21 protein-coding genes are annotated in these 23,435 nt (G+C 42.9%); 8 read left to right on the top strand and 13 right to left on the bottom strand.

What is annotated here, in order from left to right; translation table 11 throughout:
- Positions 1–9 precede the first annotated feature (9 nt).
- A complete protein-coding gene (locus tag NT010_10305) occupies positions 10–660 on the bottom strand; it encodes a lactate utilization protein (GenBank protein ID MCX5806441.1) in 651 nt (216 codons plus the stop codon).
- A gap of 317 nt (positions 661–977) precedes the next feature.
- Positions 978–1,601, bottom strand: a complete 624-nt coding sequence (locus NT010_10300) for an HD domain-containing protein (GenBank protein MCX5806440.1) — start codon at positions 1,599–1,601, stop codon at positions 978–980.
- A gap of 384 nt (positions 1,602–1,985) precedes the next feature.
- Between NT010_10300 and NT010_10295 the strand changes: the two genes are divergently transcribed.
- The 7 genes from NT010_10295 (at position 1,986) to NT010_10265 (ending at position 10,530) form a co-directional block, all read left to right on the top strand.
- Positions 1,986–3,431 (top strand): SpoIID/LytB domain-containing protein, encoded by a 1,446-nt coding sequence (locus NT010_10295; GenBank protein ID MCX5806439.1) that lies wholly within the window; start codon positions 1,986–1,988, stop codon positions 3,429–3,431.
- Positions 3,428–4,159: a nucleotidyltransferase family protein gene (locus tag NT010_10290; protein MCX5806438.1), complete on the top strand. Its 732-nt coding sequence runs from the start codon at positions 3,428–3,430 to the stop codon at positions 4,157–4,159. Before NT010_10295 ends, NT010_10290 begins: the two co-directional genes overlap by 4 nt.
- Positions 4,160–4,230: 71 nt before the next feature.
- Positions 4,231–5,178 carry a phosphotransferase gene (locus NT010_10285; GenBank protein MCX5806437.1) on the top strand — a complete coding sequence of 316 codons (948 nt, stop codon included), beginning with the start codon at positions 4,231–4,233 and terminating at the stop codon, positions 5,176–5,178.
- A gap of 86 nt (positions 5,179–5,264) precedes the next feature.
- Entirely contained in the window at positions 5,265–5,441 is a 177-nt protein-coding gene (locus NT010_10280) for a hypothetical protein (protein ID MCX5806436.1), read from the top strand.
- Positions 5,442–6,057: 616 nt separating this feature from the next.
- Entirely contained in the window at positions 6,058–8,388 is a 2,331-nt protein-coding gene (locus NT010_10275; GenBank protein MCX5806435.1) for a response regulator, read from the top strand.
- Between the two features lie 182 nt (positions 8,389–8,570).
- Positions 8,571–8,744 carry a hypothetical protein gene (locus NT010_10270; protein ID MCX5806434.1) on the top strand — a complete coding sequence of 58 codons (174 nt, stop codon included), beginning with the start codon at positions 8,571–8,573 and terminating at the stop codon, positions 8,742–8,744.
- A gap of 247 nt (positions 8,745–8,991) precedes the next feature.
- Positions 8,992–10,530: a methyl-accepting chemotaxis protein gene (locus NT010_10265; GenBank protein ID MCX5806433.1), complete on the top strand. Its 1,539-nt coding sequence runs from the start codon at positions 8,992–8,994 to the stop codon at positions 10,528–10,530.
- A gap of 510 nt (positions 10,531–11,040) precedes the next feature.
- Here NT010_10265 and NT010_10260 read toward each other — a convergent pair.
- Positions 11,041–12,096, bottom strand: coding sequence for a TRAP transporter substrate-binding protein (locus tag NT010_10260; GenBank protein ID MCX5806432.1), 1,056 nt, complete (start codon positions 12,094–12,096; stop codon positions 11,041–11,043).
- Between the two features lie 272 nt (positions 12,097–12,368).
- Positions 12,369–13,169, bottom strand: a complete 801-nt coding sequence (locus NT010_10255) for an IclR family transcriptional regulator (GenBank protein MCX5806431.1) — start codon at positions 13,167–13,169, stop codon at positions 12,369–12,371.
- 422 nt (positions 13,170–13,591) lie between these two features.
- Here NT010_10255 and NT010_10250 point away from each other — a divergent pair, with 422 nt between their 5' ends.
- Positions 13,592–13,930 carry an HU family DNA-binding protein gene (locus NT010_10250; GenBank protein MCX5806430.1) on the top strand — a complete coding sequence of 113 codons (339 nt, stop codon included), beginning with the start codon at positions 13,592–13,594 and terminating at the stop codon, positions 13,928–13,930.
- A gap of 206 nt (positions 13,931–14,136) precedes the next feature.
- On the opposite strand, the gene recO is transcribed toward NT010_10250, so the two are convergent.
- The 9 genes from recO to NT010_10205 all read right to left on the bottom strand — a co-directional run bounded on the left by recO (position 14,137) and on the right by NT010_10205 (position 23,258).
- Positions 14,137–14,922 carry a DNA repair protein RecO gene (gene recO, locus NT010_10245; GenBank protein ID MCX5806429.1) on the bottom strand — a complete coding sequence of 262 codons (786 nt, stop codon included), beginning with the start codon at positions 14,920–14,922 and terminating at the stop codon, positions 14,137–14,139.
- Between the two features lie 107 nt (positions 14,923–15,029).
- The gene (locus NT010_10240; GenBank protein MCX5806428.1) at positions 15,030–15,737 is read right to left on the bottom strand and encodes an outer membrane lipoprotein carrier protein LolA; all 708 of its coding nucleotides are present in this window, start codon (positions 15,735–15,737) and stop codon (positions 15,030–15,032) included.
- Entirely contained in the window at positions 15,737–17,770 is a 2,034-nt protein-coding gene (locus NT010_10235; GenBank protein ID MCX5806427.1) for a DNA translocase FtsK 4TM domain-containing protein, read from the bottom strand. Before NT010_10235 ends, NT010_10240 begins: the two co-directional genes overlap by 1 nt.
- Positions 17,771–17,795: 25 nt before the next feature.
- Complete coding sequence (locus tag NT010_10230; GenBank protein ID MCX5806426.1) at positions 17,796–18,497, bottom strand: lysophospholipid acyltransferase family protein; 702 nt, start codon at positions 18,495–18,497, stop codon at positions 17,796–17,798.
- Complete coding sequence (locus NT010_10225) at positions 18,494–19,270, bottom strand: AAA family ATPase (protein ID MCX5806425.1); 777 nt, start codon at positions 19,268–19,270, stop codon at positions 18,494–18,496. Before NT010_10225 ends, NT010_10230 begins: the two co-directional genes overlap by 4 nt.
- Before the next feature lie 289 nt (positions 19,271–19,559).
- A complete protein-coding gene (locus NT010_10220; protein ID MCX5806424.1) occupies positions 19,560–19,766 on the bottom strand; it encodes a uracil-DNA glycosylase in 207 nt (68 codons plus the stop codon).
- A 6-nt stretch (positions 19,767–19,772) separates the two neighbouring features.
- Positions 19,773–19,991: a YwbE family protein gene (locus NT010_10215; protein MCX5806423.1), complete on the bottom strand. Its 219-nt coding sequence runs from the start codon at positions 19,989–19,991 to the stop codon at positions 19,773–19,775.
- A 308-nt stretch (positions 19,992–20,299) separates the two neighbouring features.
- Positions 20,300–21,001, bottom strand: coding sequence for a toll/interleukin-1 receptor domain-containing protein (locus NT010_10210; GenBank protein ID MCX5806422.1), 702 nt, complete (start codon positions 20,999–21,001; stop codon positions 20,300–20,302).
- 235 nt (positions 21,002–21,236) lie between these two features.
- Positions 21,237–23,258, bottom strand: a complete 2,022-nt coding sequence (locus tag NT010_10205; GenBank protein ID MCX5806421.1) for a serine hydrolase — start codon at positions 23,256–23,258, stop codon at positions 21,237–21,239.
- Between the last annotated feature and the right edge of the window lie 177 nt (positions 23,259–23,435).

Below are 23,435 nucleotides of genomic sequence, written 5' to 3'. Positions count from 1 at the left end.
AAATCTCAATTAAAATCCCAGTTTTTCACCAACAAGAATAACTGTTACGTTTGTTCGCATAGGTTTTTTTGCAAAAACAGTATAGATGTTGCAGATTCTTTGCGGAGATGAACAGTCAGTACATTGACCGGTTTCTGCACATGGTGTTTTCAAACTGAGCCTTCTTGCATTTATAGGTGCAACAATCTCATGAACCCTTCTTTTTGCTTCATTAATATCCTTTACAATTTTGTTGACTCCGCAGACAAGGATTACGTTCTTTGGCCCAAACATCATTGCTGCTATTCGATTTCCTATAGAGTCGATGTTATAGATTTCGCCATCTTCTGTGATAGCGTTACTGCTGCTGAGAAAAAAGTCAGCGAGCAATGCTTCCCTTCTCTTTTCTGTTACCTCTTCAGGCGACATGCCCTGTATGGAAGGATTTAAAAACCTGACTGGATGTTTTTTTATTTCTTCAAAAAAACCAATCTGCACCAGGGTTTGAGACCCTCCGACACCAACAGTTGCATCCTTGGGAATCATTTTAAAAATTTCGGCTAATGCGTAAGAAGCCTTTGGCACGAATCGAGCATCGAAATTATTTTTTTTAAGCGATTTGAGCGTTCTTTGTATCTGTAAATCCTCATACCATTTTTCAAATTCTGTAATTTCTTTCATTATTGAGTCTCCCTTTTAGACTTTTTTTCTGAAGCTGATTCATGGTTTTTGAGGTTTTAAACCTTATTGATCAATTATAATAAAGTTCGTGCATAAATCAAACACATATGTATACAGAGTATAAGACCGGATGTTTCTTGCGGCCAGCGTAAAACAAACAAAGCTGGATATTTGGATGATGAAACGGCAATTTTTCCTTGTGCAGCCTTCCAATGGCAGGATGGGAAGCTTAAAGTGGCATACCCCTTTCTCAAGAGTGGATGGAAAGCCAAAGTTGCACCTCCCTGGGATAAACGGTAGACTTCCACATTTATTTTCTATATCTGTAATGACTTTGTCTCATCCAGAGCTTCACGCGCCATATCACCGGCTTCAGGCGTAAAAAACCACTGTTCTATAATGCTGTCGAGATATGTTATGTAGACGTTGCGGTCGATACCGAAGCGGGTGTGATCTATATCAACCCCAATTGGTGTGAAACGCCATAATTTATCAGTATCTTTAACTAATGAATCGTTAAGCGAAAGGGCTTGTTTCCTTGAATCGTGGCCATCAATAATTGCAGTGATTTCAGCTATCTTCAATTCATCATAATTGATTGAACGCAGAATTTCTCTTGCAATCTTTGCCCCTTCAATCTCATGAAGTCGCCTGGTTTCCGTATCTTTAGTATTCGGGCCAAAGGCGCCTGATTGCTTTTCCTCTGGTACAATTTTCCAACCCACATCATGCAGAATTACAGCCGGCAGGACAATGTCTTCATCGGCATCAGGGTAATGTTCCAACAATTGGCGGGCAAACATTAAAGATAAAGAGATGTGTATGTCATTCTTGCGTGTATCTAAGTATGGTTTGGCCATATCATAAATTATGTCGTAAATAGTTCCCATGATCTCCCTTGTTGCAGCAAGTCCTTTATAGTGAAAAACTATGTTTATCATCACGTAAGGACTAAATCAATTTATTTTTATTGCACAGGTCATGTCCATAATTCAGTGAACGCATAAGGGTCATTGACAAGGGACAGTTGTTCCTCAATTTTTCGGTTCTTTCGTAAAAAAGTTGCAATTATTTATTTCTTTTATCGGTAAAAAGGTTAATATCCTTTTTAATAGCTCCAGAAGTAAAGATAAGCGGTAAGGCTCACCCCCCTTTTCTACTAACTATTTTCTAACGGATTGTGATAAAATGCCATAAAACAGGATAAAAGAGAGGCTGCTGCCATTTTGTATAATATGCTGAATACATTACGAATATTCATTTCCCTTTTATCTTATAACATATGACAGTAATACTCTTAAAATCATTTAAAAAAGGATGAGAGGTTGAGTAGAACGGTTTCGAAAAATACATTGTCAGTGTCGGATATACACGAACCCTCTATTATTAAATTGAACGAACCAACAATGACTGTAGGTATTATAGACAGACAGACCGATGTTGCCGGTTGTCTGAATGGCATTTTTTACGTGGATGAATTCGGTTCTGTGTCAGGCATGTTTTCAGCAAAGGTAACGTCCGGCAACATTGTGCTGGCCGGCGAGGACAACCGTGAGATTGCCTGCTCCTCAACAATCAGGCTTACAGCCGATAAAGATTCGACTTTTACACTCTTTCAAGTTACTATCGGAAAACAGTTTCACTGGGAGAGAAAAGAGAATCAAACCTTTCAGGGGAACCTGATTCTTAAGTCCCGCAATGATGGAACAATGGCGGTCATAAATGAACTCCTCCTGGAAGATTATCTTAGAAGTGTGGTTTCCTCGGAGATGAGCAGTAATGCCCCTATGGAATTTCTTAAGGCACATGCCATTATTTCCAGAAGCTGGCTTATTGCAGCCCTGGATCGAAAAAAGAAAACAAAAGAGGCGCTTGCAAAAGCCCCTGAGAAAGTAGATTCTTCTGAACAGTTTCCGGCACGGGATATTTCTCTTAGCCCGCCGGGTAAGCCGGGGGTTGAGGTTATCCGCTGGTATGAACAGGAAGACCATGATCTCTACGATGTATGTGCCGATGACCACTGCCAGCGTTATCAGGGTATTACAAAGATTGTTTCAACTCATGCCGGTAAATCCGTTCTGGAAACACGCGCACAGGCAATTACTTATGCGGGAGAGATTTGTGATGCCCGGTATTCAAAAGCCTGCGGGGGAATGACAGAGGCATTCGAGACAGCCTGGGACGATAAACATATCCCTTATCTGTCAAGTATTTCAGATGCAGCAGCACCCTGTTTCCCGATTACAACAGAGGAAGATGCGGCACACTGGATCCTTTCGGAACCTGATGCCTATTGCAATACAGAAGATGCAGATATTCTCAAAAGGATCCTTTCGGACTTTGACCAGGAAACAAAGGCGTTTTTCCGCTGGAAGATTGAATATAAACGGGAGGAATTGGAAGAGATCCTCCTGGAAAAATCAGGTATTGATTTTGGGATGCTTAAGGAGATTCAACCTCTATCCCGTGGTCCTTCAGGGCGGATATTTAGGCTGAAGATCATCGGTTCGAAAAAAAGCATGGTTGTGGGAAAAGAACTTGAAATACGGCGCTGGCTTTCCAGGAGTCACCTATACAGCAGTGCTTTTATTGTGACTGTGGAATACGACGCTCACAAGGAGGTTAAGACCTTTGTGTTTCATGGTGCCGGCTGGGGGCATGGCGTAGGGCTCTGCCAGATCGGTGCCGCTGTTATGGCAACGAAGGGTTTTTCAGCACAAGAAATCCTCAGGCATTATTTCCCGGGTACAGAAATCCAGAGGGTCTATTGAAGAGGCGACGGTTTAAGACAGCCTTTATACTGGGTGCCGGCTTGGGTATGCGGCTTCGCCCCCTGACGGAAAGGTGTCCGAAGCCGCTTCTTGAGATCAAAGGACGTCCTGTTATTACCTATACAATGGATCATCTGATTGAAACAGGCGTTGACCGTTTCATCATAAATACCCATCATTGCCCGGAGGTCTATGCGGAAAAATTCCCTGACAGGCTTTGGCGGGGTGTACCTATTGTTTTTCGTCATGAACCGGTGCTTCTGGATACAGCAGGAGGATTAAAGAACATTGAAGACCTCCTTGGTGATGACGAAGCGATCTTTTGCTACAATGGGGACGTGGTAAGCAATTTCCCCTTGCAGAGGCTTTTGCAATCCCATGAAGAAAAACGGCCTGAGGCAACGCTTGCACTGCGAAGCAGCGGCCCTTTGCTGAATGTAAATATCAATGAGTATGGCGAGATTTGTGATATGCGGCATAAATTAAAGAATAGAGGCGTTCAAAGTTGCCTTTTTACCGGCATTTATGCCCTGGAGACGTCATTTCTCCGTTTTCTTGAATCAGGTAAAATTGAGTCTATCGTTCCTGCTTTTCTTGAAAGAATAGTCAAAAAGCAGGGATCTATCCGGGGAGTTGTTATTGACCAGGGTCAGTGGTACGATATTGGTTCCATTGAAGCATACAAAAGTTTGAAGGCAGCCATGCAGACCGGCAGGGAGAATCTATAAAGACTAATAAAAAACTGATTGATTTTGCTCGGGGCGCCCTGGGACTTTCAACATCAGTCTTAATAGAGCTTGTGCCTTTGGCAATAAGGGGGTCGGATCGCAATTTTTTTCGTATGACTTGGGGTGACAAGGATTCGGCTATCTTAATTCAATACAATCCGAATCGATTAGAGAACACTTACTATGCAGATATTGCAGTATTCCTCTGCAGCATTCATATACCTGTGCCTCTTATGATCAGCCATGACCCGGCAGCTTGTCTCATGCTTATGGAAGACGTGGGAGAAAGAGACCTCTGGTCTTTAAGAGATACTTCCTGGGAAACCAGACAGGGACTTTATCAGAAGACACTGTCAATTGCGCACAGACTTCATTCATTTCCTGAAAGTGATTTCCCTCAGGAACATGTGAGGCTCATGGACGGTTTTGATCTTGAACTCTATTGCTGGGAACAGAACTACTTCAGGGAAAATTTTGTAAGCGGTGTATGTGGAATTGACATGAAAGCATCCATATGGCAGGAAATTGAGGCAGAACTTTCTGCCCTTGCCCGGCGGCTCATTGGAACCGGGCATTCGCTTATACACCGTGACCTGCAATCTCAGAATGTGATGATCCGCGATGGAGAACCATTTCTTATCGACTTTCAGGGGATGCGTTTTGGAAGTCCCTTTTATGATATTGGTTCACTGCTCTGTGATCCCTATGTAAGGTTTTCCGAAGCCGAGGTTGAAGACCTGTTGCTTTTTTATTACAGGTTGTCAAAACAGGTCCTTGATTGGCCTGACTTCAGAAATACCTTCTGGGAGGCTTCGGCGCAACGTCTTATGCAAGCACTTGGAGCTTATGGTTTTTTGGGGCTGATGAAAGGGGTTACGGCTTTCCTTGAGCATATTCCTGCCGGACTTATGAACCTTCAACGTGCGGTTTCACATACGGCAACCCTTACCCGACTGCGAGAACTTATTGATGTTTGTCAAAGGCAGGTCGAGCTGAGAAATATCCTGCCTTTCCGATAATGTTTGCCTTTCAGCAATCACAGTTGACTTTAACGGGATATTTATAGATAATTATAATCAAATGTTAGAAACAAAAGGAGAGTGTGATGAATAAAGAAGCGATTATAGAAAAGATTAATGCTCGCACAAAGGACGGTAAGATTGCCTGTATGCAGGCCCTCAAAATAGCCGAGGAAGAAAAAATCCCCTCAAAAAAATTGGGGGAGATGCTTAATGAACTGAAGATCAAAGTTACCGGTTGTCAGTTGAGTTGTTTTCCTTAAGAATTATGTAAAGTATCTCAAGGAACTTAATTTTCCCGGACTATGTATTTTTTGTAAATAAGTTGTATTTATAGCATCCTGCATATATACAATTGCCTACAATCAAGTGAGTATTTTTAGGCTCATCAGGTTTTGCATACTTAAAAAAGTCTTTCTTCCAGATCTTCATGATGTGTAGTTTTTGTATGGCATTTAATGAACTGATAAGAATTTTTGCTTGCAAAATATTTGCAGGATTAGGTAAATAAGAGGAGTGAAGTTAAGAGCTAAAACAGATAAGTTGAGAAACCCCTGCTTCCACCCGTCATTTGATTTTTGATCTTCCTCCGTTTTCACGGGCACACCATTAAGCTGCCATATGTTTCCTCTCATTATGATTGACAAAAATCATTTGGTGGATTAGAGTTGAAACAGTTTTTGCACCGAATCTGTAGACACTGAGAGACCATGCATGTCTCCTTACTCCGGAACGGTTGCCTGACGCAGCAATGATCATTGTGAGGTGCAGATTTTGACTATGTTCAAGAGTATGAGCATTCGTGCCAAGATGATCTACGGTGTTATTGTCGCCGTATTAATACCTTTTATCATTGCCGGAGCCGTGACATATATTTAATTGTCCCGCTCCCTCGATCGCCTGTCCGAAGAAAAAGCAAAGCAGATTGCCGTTGATTTGTCGGGTCTTGTGCAGATCGCTCTCAGCAGGGAGTTCAATTTTGTTTCCGCCGTCGCTCGTGATCCCGAAATCAGGGAAGCGGCAGCCTCGGACAACTACCGGTTTCTACAGAAGAGACTGGAGGATGTCTTTTGCGTGAGCGGAGCATCTGATGGTTCGCTCTTTATGACAGACAAGAACGGCATCATCCGGGCTGATGCCGACGACGCGAAGCGTGCCGGCATTAATGTTTCCGACCGTCCCTATTTCCTTACCGCAAAGGCAGGTAAGGCCAGTGTAGGTGCTTTGGCAGTCAACAGGGCAACAAGGGAGATGGGCGTTGCTCTGTGCGCACCCATTGTCTCGGAAAAGCATGGCTTTGTGGGAGCCGCAGTTGTCTTCCAGCACATCAAATTCATACTCAACCCTATAAACGCCGTGAAGCTTGGTAAAACAGGGTACGCTTATCTTGGTAATGCCAAAGAACCGATCGTTATCCGTCCCGACAAAAATTTCCGTTTCAAGACTGAAGAAGAACCGGAGCTGAAGCCTCTTGTGGATCAGATGGCCACAGGCAGGACAGGAGTGGCAAGATACATGTTTAGAGGGATGAAAAAGATGGCTGCCTTTGCTCCTATTCCAATTACCGGCTGGAACGTCATCGTGACCCAGAACATAGACGAGATCATGGCGCCCGTCAACGCGATCCTTAACATGATTATTCTGGTCGGCCTCATCTTTCTTGCCATTACCGTGGTCAGCATCGTTATTCTGTCGCAGAAAATAAGCACTCCGGCTCAGAGGGCTATCGAAACCCTCAAACAGGTGACGCTCCATTCAGGAGAGATGGTCACCATGATAGGACAGGACAAGAGAATTGAATTCGTCAATCTCGCCATGGAAGAGCTGATGAACCGGCCTTCCGCGGAAATCATAGGCACGCGGCCAATCTTGACAAATATTAATGATATTCCAGAGGAAGAGATTTGGCGTTCCCTTGACTCACACAATGTGTGGACAGGCCGTCTCAAAATTAATGAAGATGCCTCCGGGCCGGCCATATTGGAAACCGTAATCATTCCCCTTCAGGACAGGAAAAGGCAGATTTTTAACTATCTTGAGATTTGCAGGGATATAACCCATGAACTGACGGTGGAATCAAGACTCCGTCAGGCCCAGAAGATGGAGTCCATTGGTACTCTGGCAGGCGGCATTGCTCATGACTTTAACAATATCCTCACTGCCCTCATGGGATATGCTAGCCTCATGCAGATGAAGATGGACAAGTCGAACCCTTTAAAGCCATATGTGGATCAGATACTTTCCGCTTCCCAGAAGGCAGCCGATCTCACCCGCAGCCTTTCAGCTTTCAGCAGGCAACAACCCGTAGCCTTTACTCCCCTTAATATAAATAACACAATAAAAGCGACGGAGAAATTATTGAAAAGGCTTCTTACCGAGGACATAGAACTACGAACATCCTTTGCGCAGGATGATACGATCGTCATGGCCGATAAGTCGCAGATGGACCAGATCCTCTTTAACCTTGTCACCAATGCGAGGGATGCCATGCCGGGAGGAGGGACGCTCACCATAGAGACGAGCATTGCCGATATAGACGATGGGTTCTTCAGGGCACACGGGTTCGGAAAACCAGGAAGGTATGTGCTTACAACCATCTCCGATACAGGAACGGGTATGGATGAAGCAACGTGTGAGAAGATCTTCGACCCCTTCTTCACAACAAAGGAGGTCGGGAAAGGTACAGGGCTCGGCCTTGCTACCGTCTACGGTATCATAAAGCAACACGACGGATATATCACCGTATACAGCGAAATAGGCCATGGTACCACCTTCCGCATTTATCTTCCTGCGGCACGTATAAAAGTCGATGATAAACAGGATTCAGTGACCATCATAGAAAGAGGGAACGAAACTGTCCTTATCGCCGAAGATAATGAAGAAGTAAGATCTTTTATGTGTGAAGTACTCCAAGAATACGGCTATAAAATCATTGAAGCAACAGACGGTGAAAATGCGATAGATAAATTCAAACAATACCGGGACATAGACCTTATCGTCGTTGACTCCGTGATGCCAAAAAAGAATGGACGTGAGGCCTACGAGGAGATACACAGGATAAACCCTCATATCAAGGTGATCTTTACCAGCGGACACACAAAGGATGTTGTCCTCGATAAAGGAATTAAGGATAAGGAATTTGACTTTATTGCCAAACCCTTGTCGCTCAACAGCTTTCTTCAGAGGGTCCGCGAGGTCCTGGACAGATAGGTGACATATAAATCCATAGAGCACTTATATCGGTACAATACTTATCAGCAATACCCCCTATGAATGCCTTTCTTTCGAGTTGCATGAGCATCTTGGTTGTAAATATTTATAGGTGGAGTTAATAACCATCGTTTTCAATTATTTATTTGATCAATTGTGCACATTACAGAAGGAAAGCTGCCATGCAAACACATCTGCCGCAAATCTCGACTTCAATAATGTTAAATCTTATAAGGCTACCCCATATAACCACACCAATGCATATGATTAAGGAAGCAGGAACAAAGATGAATGTAGATAAGTCTGATAAAAAACTCCAGGGGAACATTGAGGCCATAATCTTAAAAGAGGAATAATGTTCCTCAATATCGCAACATCTCCCTATCGTTGATTAAGCTTAACTTATTAAAAAATGATGTATCCTTGACATTGGGGGAATAGGGGAGGCTTCGTATACACTGCGTTGTCATGAATGAGGTGTCATAATAAGTGAAAAATGTCTATGATATCCGCCTTTAATATTTAAGTTATTTAATATAATCCCGATAATTATGGTAGTTGGGAGTTTCAAAAAACCAGTTAGCAGACCGGAAGGGGTGGAATATGAGAAAGTACAAAAGTGTCAGAACGAAACTCATAATGGTAATTTCTCTCGCAGTGCTGTCAACAGCCATTTTGTGTATAGGGGTTAATGTATACAATTTCTCAAAATATTATCGTGAAGCTATTGACGGCAAGATAAACGCATCTGCGCAAAGTGTCATTAAGTCGATTAATGACATACTGAAATCAGGCTCCCTGGGAAGCAGCGGAGTGATAATGGATTGGATCAAAAGGGACTGCGAGAAGACCAAAGCCTCAGATAAGGACATCTTATATTTAGCAGTTACCGATGCACAAGGGTTAGTCCATTACCATACCGAAAATCAGTATATAAACAAAACATTCGAGCAGGCAAAAAATGTCATTGACAAAGCATACCCCATTAAAAACGATGGAGGAGATACTGCCGGCATTTTACATATAGGCATCGAGAAGACAACCATTAGTAAAAAGATAAACGCCTTTATATTTGGAGGTGTCTTAATCAGTGTTTTGATACTTTGCCTGATTTTGCCATTGGTTTCCCTTCTTGTTTCAAACAGAATAATGAAACCGCTAAAAAAAGTTACGGTCATGCTGACGGACATAGCCGAAGGAGATGGAGATCTCACGAAAAGGCTGGAAAGGGTCGAGACACAAGACGAATTCGAAGTACTTTCAAAGAAGTTTAACAAATTCGTCGATAAAATACATGAAATTGTTGTGAAGGTAGGGCAAAACACTTCAAATGTATCACGTTCTGCCAATGATATCTACGAAAAGACAGAAGAAATGAAAAATGTGATTGTCCTGCAAATGAATCATACTATTGAAGTTGCAAGTTCAGTTGAAGAAATGACCTCAAGTATCCTCGAAGTTGCAAGAAATGCTAACAGCACAAAAGATGAAGCCAATAAATCATCGGATATTGCAAAGACGGGCGAAAAGAAAACCATCGAGAATATGGAGATCATGGATGGTCTTGTAAACTCGGTAGAAACATCTTCAAGTGCAGTAAATGAGTTAGGAACGCTATCCGATTTAATTGATGAGATAATCAAGGTTATAGAAGACATTGCTGACCAGACCAACCTGCTTGCTTTAAATGCAGCAATTGAGGCAGCCCGCGCTGGAGATGCAGGGAGAGGTTTCGCTGTTGTCGCAGACGAGGTCAGAAAGCTTGCTGAAAAGACAGCAACAGCAACAAAAGATATTGGCAAAACGATCATCTCCATTAAAAACGGTACCATTAATGCGGTAAGTTCAATGGGAAAGAGCAAAGAAGAGGTTTTAAAAAGTAAAGACAAGATTTATGAAGCAAAAAATGCATTAACAGAAATTGTTAGTGGAGCTGATTTGGTAATGGCAATGGTTACACAAATAGCGAGTGCCTCATCTCAGCAGTCTATTGTCTCGGAAGAAATCGGTAAAACTGTCGGCAATATTAAAGATTCTATTATACAAACCTCTTCTGCAACAGAGCATAATGTAAAACTGGCAGGTGAGTTACAGCGATCAGTGGAAGAACTGAACAACGTAATTGGGAGGTTTAAAGTATAACCAATTTGCGATCTGTGACCTGAGCAGTTCCTATTCCGCCAGTATCAATCCTTATATGTTCCTGTACTGTGAATGCTCTTTTAATACACTGATTGGAAGTCCATTCTTCTTCCTGAAACACCCTCAATTCTTGATCAACTTATTACGCAGGTAGATACTTTGGCGACTTTTCTCTGAACTCTCCATGCTTCGACTTGTAAGTGAAAGAAAAATTATCCAGTTAAGGGTAGAAGGGCCGCATTTCAATCCGTAGTTCTTGCCTCTGGGAAACCGCGAAGCTCATGCTTTGTACGTGCAGGAAAGAGTCATCCAGGAAAGGACTTAAGGGACACATTTCCATAGATAATCCTTACCTTTAGAAAACCGCGAAGCACAGTAGAGAAGAGGGGACATTCTTTAGAAAATAAATATTATTACGAGTTTCTTATTTTCTTAGGAATGTTCCCTTCGTTCTCCCTAGGACCCGAGTAGAAAGGGGTGTACCCCCTTTCCGGTCAAGGCCCACACTTGTTAGTATTTGTAAGCTGTCGGTATGTTCCGGGCCTTTTCCTGGCCTTTCCAATATTCTACGCGTTCCCGCAAAAAGTTTACCCAATTGTCGACCTCATCGGCTTTATACCCCTTGGAGACCATGTCTTTCTTATATTCTGCTATAATAGGCTCAACAGCTTTTATCCACCTATTAGCCTCTGTGTCCGCGAGGGGTATAATCTGGCCACCCTGTTTCAGGAAGAACTCTCTGCCCTCGATTTCTATATCGTTCCACGATACCGCCCATTCCTCCAGAAATCCTTTCGTGTAATCGGTTATTACCGCCTGAACGTCAGCTGGAAGACTATTCCATTTAGCCTTGTTCATAATGACATAAAAGATATTGACGCTCGAGATTTTCCAGGATGCGGTGTTATACTTCAAGAGTTCCCCTATCTTGAAACCCTTCATCTGCTCAAAATTGCCAAGGTTCCCCTCAAGCACACCCCGTCTGAGAGATTCATACACATCCACCATCTCCAATGGCATTGGTAACGCTCCCAGAGCCTTTGTTATATCCGCAATCCTACCCGTGCCCCGGATTTTGAGCCCTTTAATGTCTTCGAGAGTCTTGACCGGCTTAGTAAGGGTTTGCACAACACAGGGAGGGCTGGTGCTGAACATGAGAGTCTGGTAGTTATCCCACTCCTTGGGTTTAAACTTGTTATAAAAGTCATTTGCCGCATGTGTTGCCACCCAACTGCTCGGGAAACCAAGGGGCAACTCCATGATCTCCATTACCGGGAAGCGGCCTCTTGAGTAAGAGCAATGTGAGAGGCCTATGTCTGCAACACCTGCTCCTATTCCTGTGGCTATTTTGGCTGCTGTCAGGAGTATGCCCCCGGTGTAATGGGTTATCTCCACCTTGCCTGCAAGCTTCTTGTTCAGTTCCTTGCAGTACTTTTCCATAATGATTGAATTCTTGTGCATGGGTGGGAAATAGTTCGCGAACTTCAACTTGATCACATCTGCTTGACAATAGGTCGAGAATAGAATTGAAACGATAAGCCCCAGTACAAATGCGCCTTTTCTCATTTTTCATACCCCCTTTATTTTGTCTTTCTTGCATCGCGCCACGCTGACTAACTCTTCCCGTGCAGGACTGCCCTCTTGGGACTCCGGTCAGCCTCCAAAAATGCACGGCATGTGGTTATTTAGTGACCACCATGTCCATTTTATGACCATTCTATCATGTCCAAAAGTTTTGTCAAGTAAGAAGTCCGGAATCAAGAATCATCCGTGGTCCTGAAGGTGGAACAAACTCGAAAAGACAGGCCCTGAAAAGAGGGTGGTGAAGAATCGATAGGCTATTCGGTCTGCCCTTCTTTTTTGACATAACCCATCTCCCTGGAGATGATCCGGGCAGTTTCCATAGCCTCTTTGATTATTCTTTTCAGACCCTTCGAATCCACCGAGGAAGAGATGAAGCCTACACCAAGGCTTGCCGTAACCTTTGCTGTAAAATCACGGATCGGGACGGATACCCCGCTAATGCCCTCAAAGACCTCTTCCACGTCGATGGCATAGCCCTCTTCCCGCACCTTCCGAAGCCGTTCCTTGTACTCATCTTTCCTAATAATGGACCTCTTTGTCGATGCTACGAGAGGATATTTGCGAAGAAGCCTGTCCACCTCACTATCCGGAAGGTATGCCATGAGCACTAACCCCAGCATACCCCAATTAGGGGAACGGCGCGTACCTATCCTCGATGTGAAACTAACTGGGTTCCGGGGATCTTCCCTCTTATCAATATAAAGCAGTTCGTCGTTCTCCAGAATCCCTAAGTATATGGTCTTGCCTACCTTAATTTGCAGGCGGCTTAGGTGGGGAGAGGCAATGCGCCTGAGAGAGAAGGAGTCAAAGACGATACTACCCAGGTCAAACAATCTTATGCCAAGAGAATACTGTTTTGACTCCGGGGCCTGCTTAAGGTAGTCGTATTTGACGAGCGTTGTGCACAGTCTTGAAACTGTAGCCCTGGACAGACCCAGGATATAGGAAAGTTGGCCCACAGTAAACTCCCGTCGGTCGGTCCGAAAGGCATTCATGATTTGTAATGCCCTCTCCAATGATTTGTTAAAGAAGGTTGGTTGGTTTTCCCCGGTCATGTGTTCCACTTTAGAAACCATGCAGATATAATCTGCATCAGAAAGACCGGTTTGTCAACATGATTCCCTGCAGCTTGCTGCAGGGTTACTACTTTCCCTCGCCCCTCCGGGGGTGAGGGGGATATGAGGGGGATATGAGCCTCTTTCCAGTGATACCCCGCAGCTTGCTGCGGGGAGGTTCATTCGCAATAGCAACAACGGTAAAACACAGGATCTATAGGCCTTTAGAAACAACCCCTCTCTTGAACACTTGTCAGAGCAAGAAATATTACAATAAAGTGCATATTTTCCTTGACATTATCGATAGTTATATGGATAATCCATATAGATGGTTGTATTTACAGGGATTGATATAACAGGCAAAGTGTTTTTGCCTGATAATCATATATATAATTAATATAAAATCAAGGAGGGTGGGACAAATGACAAAAACAGAAATCGTAGCAAAGGTAGCAGAAGAACTTAAGATTTCAAAAGTAGCAGCAGGTAAGGCATTTCAGACGATTATCGGCTGTATAGAGGGAGCACTGAAGAAAGGTGGGAAAACAACAATTATAGGATTCGGTACGTTTTCTGTCGCACAAAGAAGCGCAAGAAAGGGTAGAAATCCACGGACCGGCAAAGAGATCAAAATTGCCGCGAAGAAAGTGCCTAAGTTCTCCGCAGGAGCAGCGTTAAAGGCAGTGGTCAATGGTAAGGCAGCCGCAAAACCCGTAAAGAAAGCAGTAAAGAAACCAGCAGCCAAAGCAAAGAAGAAATAAACCACATAGAGCGGGCCTTCGGGCCCGCTTTTCTAGAAAAGCGGGCCCATACAGTTGTTTATTGGTAAATAAGTTGAGGTTTCCTTCCTTATTCGCGTTTCGCAGTTAGTGCCAGGGAAGAGGCGATGCAGGTCCGGTAGCAGTGTACAGAGAAGGTCAGGAACGTTAACATCCACAACAATAAAAATTTAAAGAAAATAACTTTTTCAGATCAGACTTTTCAGTATTTTATACGATTTGAATTCAACATCGAGATGAAAGGAGATAAAGCTTTCCATGATCTCCATGACTTCCCTCTCGAAACGCTTTGTCTCATCCGGAATATATACATCTGAAGGTCCTTTACTATCGCGGACCTCAAATGCTGAACTGTTACCGTTATTGCCGATTGAAATAAGCCTCGGGATAGTGCCCCCCGAATAGGTCCTGTGCGGGATAGCCCTTGAGCAGGCAGGACAGAGGATGCCTCCCCTTTCGCTTGAAAAATGAACTTTATGGTCATCAGTAATAAATTTGCCGCAATAGACGCAGCCAATAAAATTAGGCATATAACCCAATATTTCCAGTATTTTAAGCTCCTGGTGAAGAATGTCTTCATAGTCAAACTCATTATATTTCAGTCTTGCCAGTATATCCTTCAGTATATAAAAGAGGGCGGTATTCTTCTCCCGCTCCTTAGTAAGCCTGTCGGCAAACTCTACAAAAAAAGCGGCAACAGATACCTTTTTAAGACTTGTTTCCATACCGCTGCCGGTTTCTATAATATCGGCATTTTCTATTCTTACCATCCCCCTGGCCTGTTTTTCAAAATACTCGACATTTATATGATTAAAGGGTTCAAGGGTATTCATGAAGCGTTTCTGGCTTTTACCGGCACCTTTTGCAATTGCGGAAATCTTCCCGGATATCAGCGTAAAAAGCCGCATAATCTTATCCGACTCGCCGTATGCTCTTTTTGAAAGGATAATCGCTTCGTCTTTGTGCAGTCCCATAGTAAAAAGGGGTCAGCCCTTGACGTTGACGGAGTTGCCGCCGTCAATAATCAAAGGCCGGACCCCTACCCCCTTCCCCCTTCCCCGGTTATCTTTCCTGTTTTTATTCATCTTTCTATAATTTCTTTTTGCTTGTCCGGTTTAAATATGAACCTCGTATCCTCTATGGGCTGATTCACCTTTATGGATACAAACTCAATTGTGTTAACATTCCCTGTAAATTCATGAAGTTCTATTTTTTTAACCATGTTTTGTCTGTCTATCCAGACCTTTGCCGTCTTTATTGTGCTGTCTTTTTTAGGAATAAGTTCAAGCACTTCTGTATCCCCTGTCTTTTCATGATGTTTCAGGTTAAAAAGTTCATCTAATTTGGATACATCTTCTACAAGGTCCAGAAATGTACCATCAGTTTTATCTTTGCTCACCTTGTTTTTCTGCACAAAAGGTTTTTCATCTTCCCCCTGCCATATATACTTCCCGTCATAGAGGAAATACCTGCCTTTTGGTGATACATACTGCCAAAGAAAACCCTTATGTCTTTTGTAGAGAAATTTTCCTTCAAATGCCCTTTCCTTCTTCAAGCTCGAAATAACTATCTTCTGCTGGAACTGTGCATTCAGGGTGTTGATCTCCGCATATGTCTTTTCAATCGTATCAAAGGGAGAAGAATGCTTCACATCGGTTTTGACTTCAATTCCGCCTTGCGCAGCCGGAGTCTTAAGCGTTTCACCTGAAACACCTGTCACGAAAGTACATGAACAAAGTATCATAAACATCAATAAAATATAATTGCACTTAAATGGTCTCTTTTTCATTATTTTCTCAAAACTTCTCTCGGTTTAACCCCGTCAGAGGGGCCGACAACACCATCCCTTTCCATCCTCTCCACAATCCTGGCAGCCCTGTTGTATCCTATCCTGAACCTCCTCTGAACCATGCTTATAGATGCTTCCCCTTTATCCACAACAAACTCCACTGCTTCTTTGTATTTCTCGTCATCTATTTCTTCTTCCTCTCCCTTTTCATCCTTTTCCTCAAGTATCTCGGTCTGATATAAAGGCGTCGACTGTTCTTTCAGAAAACCGACGATTCTCTTTATCTCCCCTTCCGACACGAAGGGACCATGAATACGCTGAAGTTTGCTGAGTCCGGGACTCATAAAAAGCATGTCTCCGTATCCGAGCAGGCTTTCAGCACCGTTTGCATCAAGAATTGTCCTTGAATCCACCTTTGACGATACCTGGCATGAGATGCGGGCCGGAAAATTTGCCTTGATAATGCCTGTCAGCACATCTACCGATGGCCGTTGTGTAGCAAGAATCAGATGGATTCCGGACGCCCTGGCCATCTGCGCAAGTCTTGCGATATATTCCTCCACTTCCCTCGTAGAGACCATCATCAAATCGGCAAGCTCGTCTATGACAACAACAATATAGGGCAGTATATCATGTCCCTGCTCCCGCTCCAGCTTCGCCGTCTTTTGATTGTACTTCTCTATGCTCCGCACACCCATTTCCGCCATCATCGTGTATCTTCTCTCCATCTCATCTATGAGCCAATGCAAAGACGTCTTTGCATTTTTAGGGTTTGTAACAACAGGAAGAAGGAGGTGCGGTATGCCGTCATAGAAGGAGAGTTCAAGCATCTTCAGATCAATCATGAGAAACCTTACATTGACCGGCGTGGCTTTGTAAAGAATGCTGCATATCATGCTGTTGAGGGACACACTCTTACCGGAGCCGGTGGAACCGGCAACCAGTAGATGGGGCATCTTGGACAACTCTGCAACATATGGCTCGCCTGATATTGTCTTGCCCAGCGCAAGGGTCAGATAAGATTGAGATGAAATGAACTGTTCGGATTCGACAATCTCTCTGAAATATACCGTCTGACGTATTTTATTAGGTATTTCTATACCTACCACGGCTTTCCCCGGAATAGGCGCAATAATCCTTATTGACACAGCACTTAACGCCATTGCCAGGTCATCGGCAAGATTAGAAATTCTGCTTACCTTTATGCCCGGGGCAGGCTCAAATTCATACATGGTTATTACCGGACCGGGCTTTACCTCTGAAACCCTTCCGTTAATCCCGTAGTCCTTCAATTTTTTCTCAAGGATACTTGCATTGAGCTGTATACTCTCTTTGTCAATTTTTACTTCTTTCTTCTCTATGGCATCGAGTAGTGAAACATGCGGAAGCTTATAGGGGCCGATATCTTTAAAAAACTCAAAAGACTCCTGAACTGCTTTTTTCTCTATCACTGGCTCAGGCTTCTTTTCTTCCGCTACTTTGATCTCTTTCCTGTGCTCTACCGATTTTCTCCTTGCAATACGTATTTCGAGGAGGGAAAGCATCGGCGCCTGGACAATCAGAAAAATAGAAATCAGAAAGAGGATAACAGAAATAAGGTAACTGCCGAAATAGCTGAATAGATTCACCAGGGTTTTTTCAAGCAGAACACCGAGGAAACCGGAAAAGGGAATAACAACACCTTTGATCTGCAATCTTCCTACCAGGAGTTGTAAAATAACCGACATTGACAGAAATAGCAGTACAAGCCCCGATGAGAGCACAAGTATATGAGGAGGGTCTTTTTTTCTCAGGTAAAACACAGAAAACAGTAAAGTTATCGCAGGCAGGAGATAGCTCACCATCCCAAACAACTGGATAAGGATGTCCGTGATATAAGAGCCGACCTTCCCGCAAAGATTTTTTGCAGATCCTTCTGCAAGCGTATTAAAAGAGGGATCAAGAGGATAGTATGAAATCAGACTGACAAACAAAAATACAAAGATACCGAAAAGTCCGATGCCTAATATCTCCTTTTTAAACTCTCCAGACATACCTTTTTATCCTCTCAACAATTACTTAATTTTCTGCCGTCAGCTTTTCAATGGACGCTCTTACTTCATCCATTATCCTTGCCTTTTCCGAAGCTTTATCCCCGTTGATCAATACCGGTTTACCTATATTAACATATATTACCCCTTTTGCTTTAGGCATAAGACTATCCTTCGGCTGCAATCTGCTCGTCCCGATAATCCCTACGGGGATCACAGGAACACCGGCACGTAGAGCGAGCGAAAACACCCCTTTTTTAAAGGGGAGCAGTTTTCCGTCCTTACTTCGGGTGCCTTCAGGGAATATGATTATATTCATGCCTTCCCTGATTTTTTGCGCTGCATCGTTTATCGCTTTTAAACCTTCCCTCGCGTTTTCCCTGTCGAGGCTGACATAACCGGCTCTTTTCATGATCCACCCCACAAAAGGAATGGAAAAGAGTTGTCTCTTTGCAACCCATTTAAATAAAAAAGGAAGTGCAATATAGAGCACAAATATATCAAGTGCACTCTGATGATTACACATAATTATATAAGGCGGCTTCGAAAGATTTTCCGTTCCTTTTGACAAAACCTTAATGCCGCACATCTTCAGATGGAGAAAAGCCCAAAAGCATGAAAACTTGTGGATTACTATGCCTTTGTTGTCAAAGATAGAAGCTGCAAGGGCAATAGATGAGAGAAAAATAGTTGAACATATGAGGCTGATGGGAGCAATAATTCTCATCATTTTATTGATTTCTCAAGGTTATCGATAATATCTCCAGTTTCCGCCTTGATTTGTGCATCTATATCATAAGGGGATACACCCTGCTTATCAGCCTCCAGCACTTTTCCGTTATATCCCAGGCATCCGATGAGCGACAAACCGCCAAGGTTCTCCTTAATCAGGGTCAGGTCATCATCGTTCATCACCTTGTTTCCTACAATAAATATATTTTTTATCCCAAGGTCAGCAGCAAGTTTCTTAGTCTGGTATGCTGTCTGGAAACTTCTCTGACCGGGTTCCACAACAACGATAAGCGCATCAATGTAAGCTGTAGAACCCCTTCCAAGATGCTCAAGTCCTGCTTCCATATCCACAATCACGTATTCATCCCGCTCAATAAGTACATAGGAGAGCAGGCTCTTTAAAAGTACATTCTCTGCGCAAAAACAGCCGCCGCCGCCCTGAACGATATTGCCCAGAACAATTAACCTGACATTGCCTTTTTCAACGGAAAATTTGTCGGGTATGTCATCAACCATTGGGTTCAGTTTAAAAAATGAGCCATACTGTCCTTTTTTTGCGCCTGTCCGCTCTTCGATGAATTCTTCCATCTGTGCCAGCGGCACAGCCCCTTTCAATTCTTCTGATGTAAAACCTATAGCACTCCCCAGGTTAGAATCAGGGTCAGCATCTATTGCGAGCACCTTAAAACCACGTTCCCCCAGTGCCCTTGCCATTACCCCTGCAAGGGTTGTTTTCCCCACTCCGCCTTTACCTGATATGGCAATCTTCACAATGCACCACTCATTATTACTCCATAATTTTTATTTTGTATTATAGTTAATATCTGACTTGTTAGCAAACTATTTTACATCAGAAATACGAGCATATCTCACGTATAAATCCTAAACGTTGACTATTGACAGCCAAAGGCCCCGCCCGTTGAGTAAAACTCTTAGTAGTAAATGTATATATTGTGATATTTATATTACTGAACCTTAAGGCTCCGGTCTTCACTTTCAAAACTTCCTGCAAGTTTAGACAATCCTCGGGCCGCTTCTGATATCTCCTCAGAAAATTAGTTTATTTGCCTCTGGATACACGCTTTTTTCCCGGTTTTATTATTTTTTCTTCAAAACGCAGGCAGGCAATACCGGATGCAGCAAAGACTTCGAGAGAAGGCAATCTGGCAGATTTGAATTGAATTGCTTTGCACCCGTAAGGAAATTTCCTGTCCCAGGTTATATAATAGTGCCTGCAATTTTTACAATCGATATCCTTATTGTCCACAGATCTTCAACTCCCGGTATTTATTGAAATCCGATCAAGTATTTTTTTCACCCGCCCAATCTCCCCGCCTTGCAAGCGTACTTTTATGCCATGGGGGTGCCGTGGTGATTTAGTCAGGATATCCTTTACAACTCCTTCTGTCATTATCCCGGTGCGCTGATCTTTTTTCAGTACTATGGCAACCTTTATCCCCGGTGTTATATCAGACCGATTTGTTCCATCCATACGATTTCTCCCTTCCAAAAGATAATATACCGGCAACATCGAGGCAATTGCAAAGGTATTGTCGAAAGTATGATAATTTGGTACATAGAATTAAGTATAGACATATTTCTGCGGGAAGAAATTAGTGAAAATAAAAAAGGGATTTAAATGAAGGCAATTGCCTTTTTTGGTTCTTTCTCACATTAGAGTGGGTAACAATCAGATATGCTCGTCATGATATCTGATACCAATTCGGTTTCATGCATAGAACGAGGCGACGACGACGAGCTGACAGGCGGGCTGAAGGCCCGTCCGAGTTGAGCCGCAGGTTATATGTGGATGTCTCTCCCTAATATGTCAGCGCCTATAAAGTAATTAAATCCTGTTTTTCCGTCAGCAATCATTAACCTGGTCACAACAAATTTAATTATCTCAGACAGGTAATCGTGCTCAATATTGATAGTTTGAACCTCATTGTAAATAAAATGGATATTGCTTAAGAACCCTAAATTTTCTTTGCTTATGTCAACTATGACTATGTCATTCCCATCTATTTGGCATTTTGTGTTTGTTTTTTTTCTTTTGACCCGTCTTATTTCAAAAGAAGTAATGTTGTCTACTAACCTTTTTGTTGCAACAGGTTTTAATACTGTCAAGAGTTGTTCATATGATTCATCAAATTTGTCAACGTCAATAAAATTGGCGTATTTTTTATCTCTTAAGAAAGGTGGAAGATCGACTTCATTTAGTAGCAAAGGCAATATTACGACCCTTTTTTCAAAAAGCTCTTTTTGAATGGCAGCCTGAAGTTCTCTTTTTATCCATTGAGAACCTATGGAATTATTTGATAGAATGATGGCAAAGTAACTCATTTCATTAATGGCAGATCCAATCTTTTCTGAAAGTGAATCGCCTGTTTTTATTTCTGCTTCATCTATCCACACTTTGATGTCCTCTGCGGCAAGTTTAGAAGCTAAACTTGCCGCAAATGGCTTGTCTTTAGAACTGTGGCATAAAAAGACAGAAGACATTAATTCATTCCTTTCATGGTAGACATCTAATAATTAATATACTGCAAGCTGTAATTTCCTAAGATATTAGTATTTAATGCTAAATATGTCAATGGCATAAAACATTAAGCATGGGAAGACAATACTCGGAAAATCACACAGATACAATACATTTTTAAAACAGATGACGGGACAGGTTTTGTAATATAACATTAACATTCCGATGTTATATTCCATGCAGCAACTGCTATTTATTTTACTTCTTTTCACCTGTTGCTGCAGACCTGGCTTTTACTGTAAAAACATCGTTTGCAAAACCTGCAAATTCAATATAACTGCCCCTGGCAGCATACGCATCGCCTGTATCAAGCGCGCTATCATAGGTTGTTGTATCGTCGGGAGAGAATATGATTATTCTCCCCTGTTCAGGTTTTGTAAAACTTAAAACCATGCCTTCATTTGCTTTCAGCCACTCGTTATATCCATCCCTCCCTATTTTTATGGAATTCTCTCCGGTTTTCAGTGCAGCGGCGTTCTCTGCCGGACTATATAATATATCCGAAACCCATGCCCATGTGGCCCCATTCTTTTCAAAAAGGGTCAGTTCTGTCTGATCGCGGACAGAGTCAAAAGGCATGCCCGCGAATTCAGCGGAATCGATCTTTTTGACACCACCAAAAACCACATATCCAGGCAGGTCTTTATACAATAATGATTTTGCAAAATGCGATTCTACAGCCATAATCGATTCAAAAGGGGAAACGTTACGCCGCAGCCAAACCTTATCAGCCATATCGATCTTGAGACTTTGCGGTTTTTCTATCGGCTTTACTTTTTGCATTATGATCGTATCGATCCTGGCTATTGACGGACAGTTCACTAAATAGCCTTCTCCGTCTATGTTGGTAAAATAGTAACGGTTGCCTTTGGTATCATGGTAATAGCCATTATTATAGACAAGTGTGATTGCCGGTGTTTTCTCCTGTTCCTTGAAACTGTATAGGGTGGCGCTGTTTTTATCCGCATCAAACACTACCTGGCCTAATGCAACACCGCTGGCATAATAACCGCCATATGAAGCATAATCTTGCGGCAATTTCTGCGATTCCGGGGGAACCAGGACGGCCTTTTCTTCTTTGGAAATGAGCTTTTTCTCAACCAGTACCGCATCCAATATATGCAGTGCTATTTCCATCGCCCCACTTGCGGCTCCGGAAGCAATGACCGCAACAGATATTCTTTTATCGGGAGCTGTAAAAACCATGGAAGAGTAATTTCCAGTGCCGCCACTCTTGCCCAATATTTGAACCCCGGCTGCATCATACCGCGGAAGGCCTGTAAGGTCCCAGCCCAGCCCAAACGAAATTTCAGGATTTCTTAGCTTGCCCCGGAACGCTGAAGGCTGCGCCTTTTTCATCTCATCGAGAGATGCTTTCTTCAATAGTTTGTTTTCCGCAAAAGTATCCACAAAACGGCAGAGTTCCCTGGCAGTTGATGACAACCCGCCTGCGCCCAGCATCGAGAGTGTTTCAGGCGGATGAATTTTTCCGGTTGCAGGGTCATAATACAATGCTACAGACTTACCCTTGATCTCACCCACGCCCATACCGGTATTTCTCAGTCCCAACGGCCCAAATATTCTTTCATTAAGAAAAGTGATGTATTTTTTTCCGCTTACCCGTTCCACTATCATTTCTGCCAATGTAAACCCGTCATTGCAGTACACTGCCATTGCTCCCGGTGCATGTTTAAGATGTGCGCGGGCTAAAGTATTGATTGTTTCCTGCTTTATATTATTATCATACTTAAATCCAAAGGAATTAGAACCCTCAGTCCCTGGTAAGCCTGATACGTGGTTTAACAGCATTCTTACGGTGATCTTCTTATATCTGTCGTCAGCCATCTTGAATTCCGGAAGATAGTATATGACCGGCTTATCGAGCAAGACTTTGCCATCATCAACAAGCTGCATGATTGCAGTTGCAACATACACCTTGCTGATGGAGCCGATATTAAAGAGTGTAGACGTATCAACAGGAATACTCTTCTCTCTGTTTGCCATGCCAAAGCCTTCGGCATAAACGACTTTGCCATTGACTGTTATGGCAGTGGTAACGCTCCCGCATTTGCCGCTGTTTATGGCTTGCCATATTTCGCTGCGGGCTATGGTAACGGCGCTTTCATAGGGATTTTGTGTTTTAACCGTCTCGCCAGATGCAAGTGTGGAAACTATCATACAACACAGAAAAACTGCACTGATAATTCTGGTTTTTGACATTATTTTCTCCCTTTTTTGATTTGATACACTGCTTATGAATCCAATATTCCCCGGACCAGTTTGGAAATTTGAGTCATGTCGAATGGCTTCTGGATAAACCCGTGACATCCTTTATCCATAATCTGCTGTGCCTGACTGTTCAAACTATAGCCGCTGCTGAGGATTATCTTTGCCTTT

This window comes from Pseudomonadota bacterium (assembly GCA_026388275.1).
Classification (GTDB): domain Bacteria; phylum Desulfobacterota; class Syntrophorhabdia; order Syntrophorhabdales; family Syntrophorhabdaceae; genus JAPLKB01.
Note: the sequence above shows the minus strand (reverse complement) of the source record. Positions and strands in the feature narration are given on the sequence as shown.

Coding starts and splice junctions, on each gene's coding strand:
- NT010_10305 (MCX5806441.1), bottom strand. CDS start 660: ATGAAAGAAATTACAGAATTTGAAAAATGGTATGAGGATTTACAGATA.
- NT010_10235 (MCX5806427.1), bottom strand. CDS start 17,770: ATGTCTGGAGAGTTTAAAAAGGAGATATTAGGCATCGGACTTTTCGGT.
- NT010_10230 (MCX5806426.1), bottom strand. CDS start 18,497: ATGATGAGAATTATTGCTCCCATCAGCCTCATATGTTCAACTATTTTT.
- NT010_10300 (MCX5806440.1), bottom strand. CDS start 1,601: ATGATAAACATAGTTTTTCACTATAAAGGACTTGCTGCAACAAGGGAG.
- NT010_10270 (MCX5806434.1), top strand. CDS start 8,571: ATGCAAACACATCTGCCGCAAATCTCGACTTCAATAATGTTAAATCTT.
- NT010_10210 (MCX5806422.1), bottom strand. CDS start 21,001: ATGTCTTCTGTCTTTTTATGCCACAGTTCTAAAGACAAGCCATTTGCG.
- NT010_10265 (MCX5806433.1), top strand. CDS start 8,992: ATGAGAAAGTACAAAAGTGTCAGAACGAAACTCATAATGGTAATTTCT.
- NT010_10240 (MCX5806428.1), bottom strand. CDS start 15,737: ATGAAAAAGAGACCATTTAAGTGCAATTATATTTTATTGATGTTTATG.
- NT010_10255 (MCX5806431.1), bottom strand. CDS start 13,169: ATGACCGGGGAAAACCAACCAACCTTCTTTAACAAATCATTGGAGAGG.
- NT010_10260 (MCX5806432.1), bottom strand. CDS start 12,096: ATGAGAAAAGGCGCATTTGTACTGGGGCTTATCGTTTCAATTCTATTC.
- NT010_10215 (MCX5806423.1), bottom strand. CDS start 19,991: ATGGATGGAACAAATCGGTCTGATATAACACCGGGGATAAAGGTTGCC.
- NT010_10205 (MCX5806421.1), bottom strand. CDS start 23,258: ATGTCAAAAACCAGAATTATCAGTGCAGTTTTTCTGTGTTGTATGATA.
- NT010_10280 (MCX5806436.1), top strand. CDS start 5,265: ATGAATAAAGAAGCGATTATAGAAAAGATTAATGCTCGCACAAAGGAC.
- recO (MCX5806429.1), bottom strand. CDS start 14,922: ATGGGACTGCACAAAGACGAAGCGATTATCCTTTCAAAAAGAGCATAC.
- NT010_10250 (MCX5806430.1), top strand. CDS start 13,592: ATGACAAAAACAGAAATCGTAGCAAAGGTAGCAGAAGAACTTAAGATT.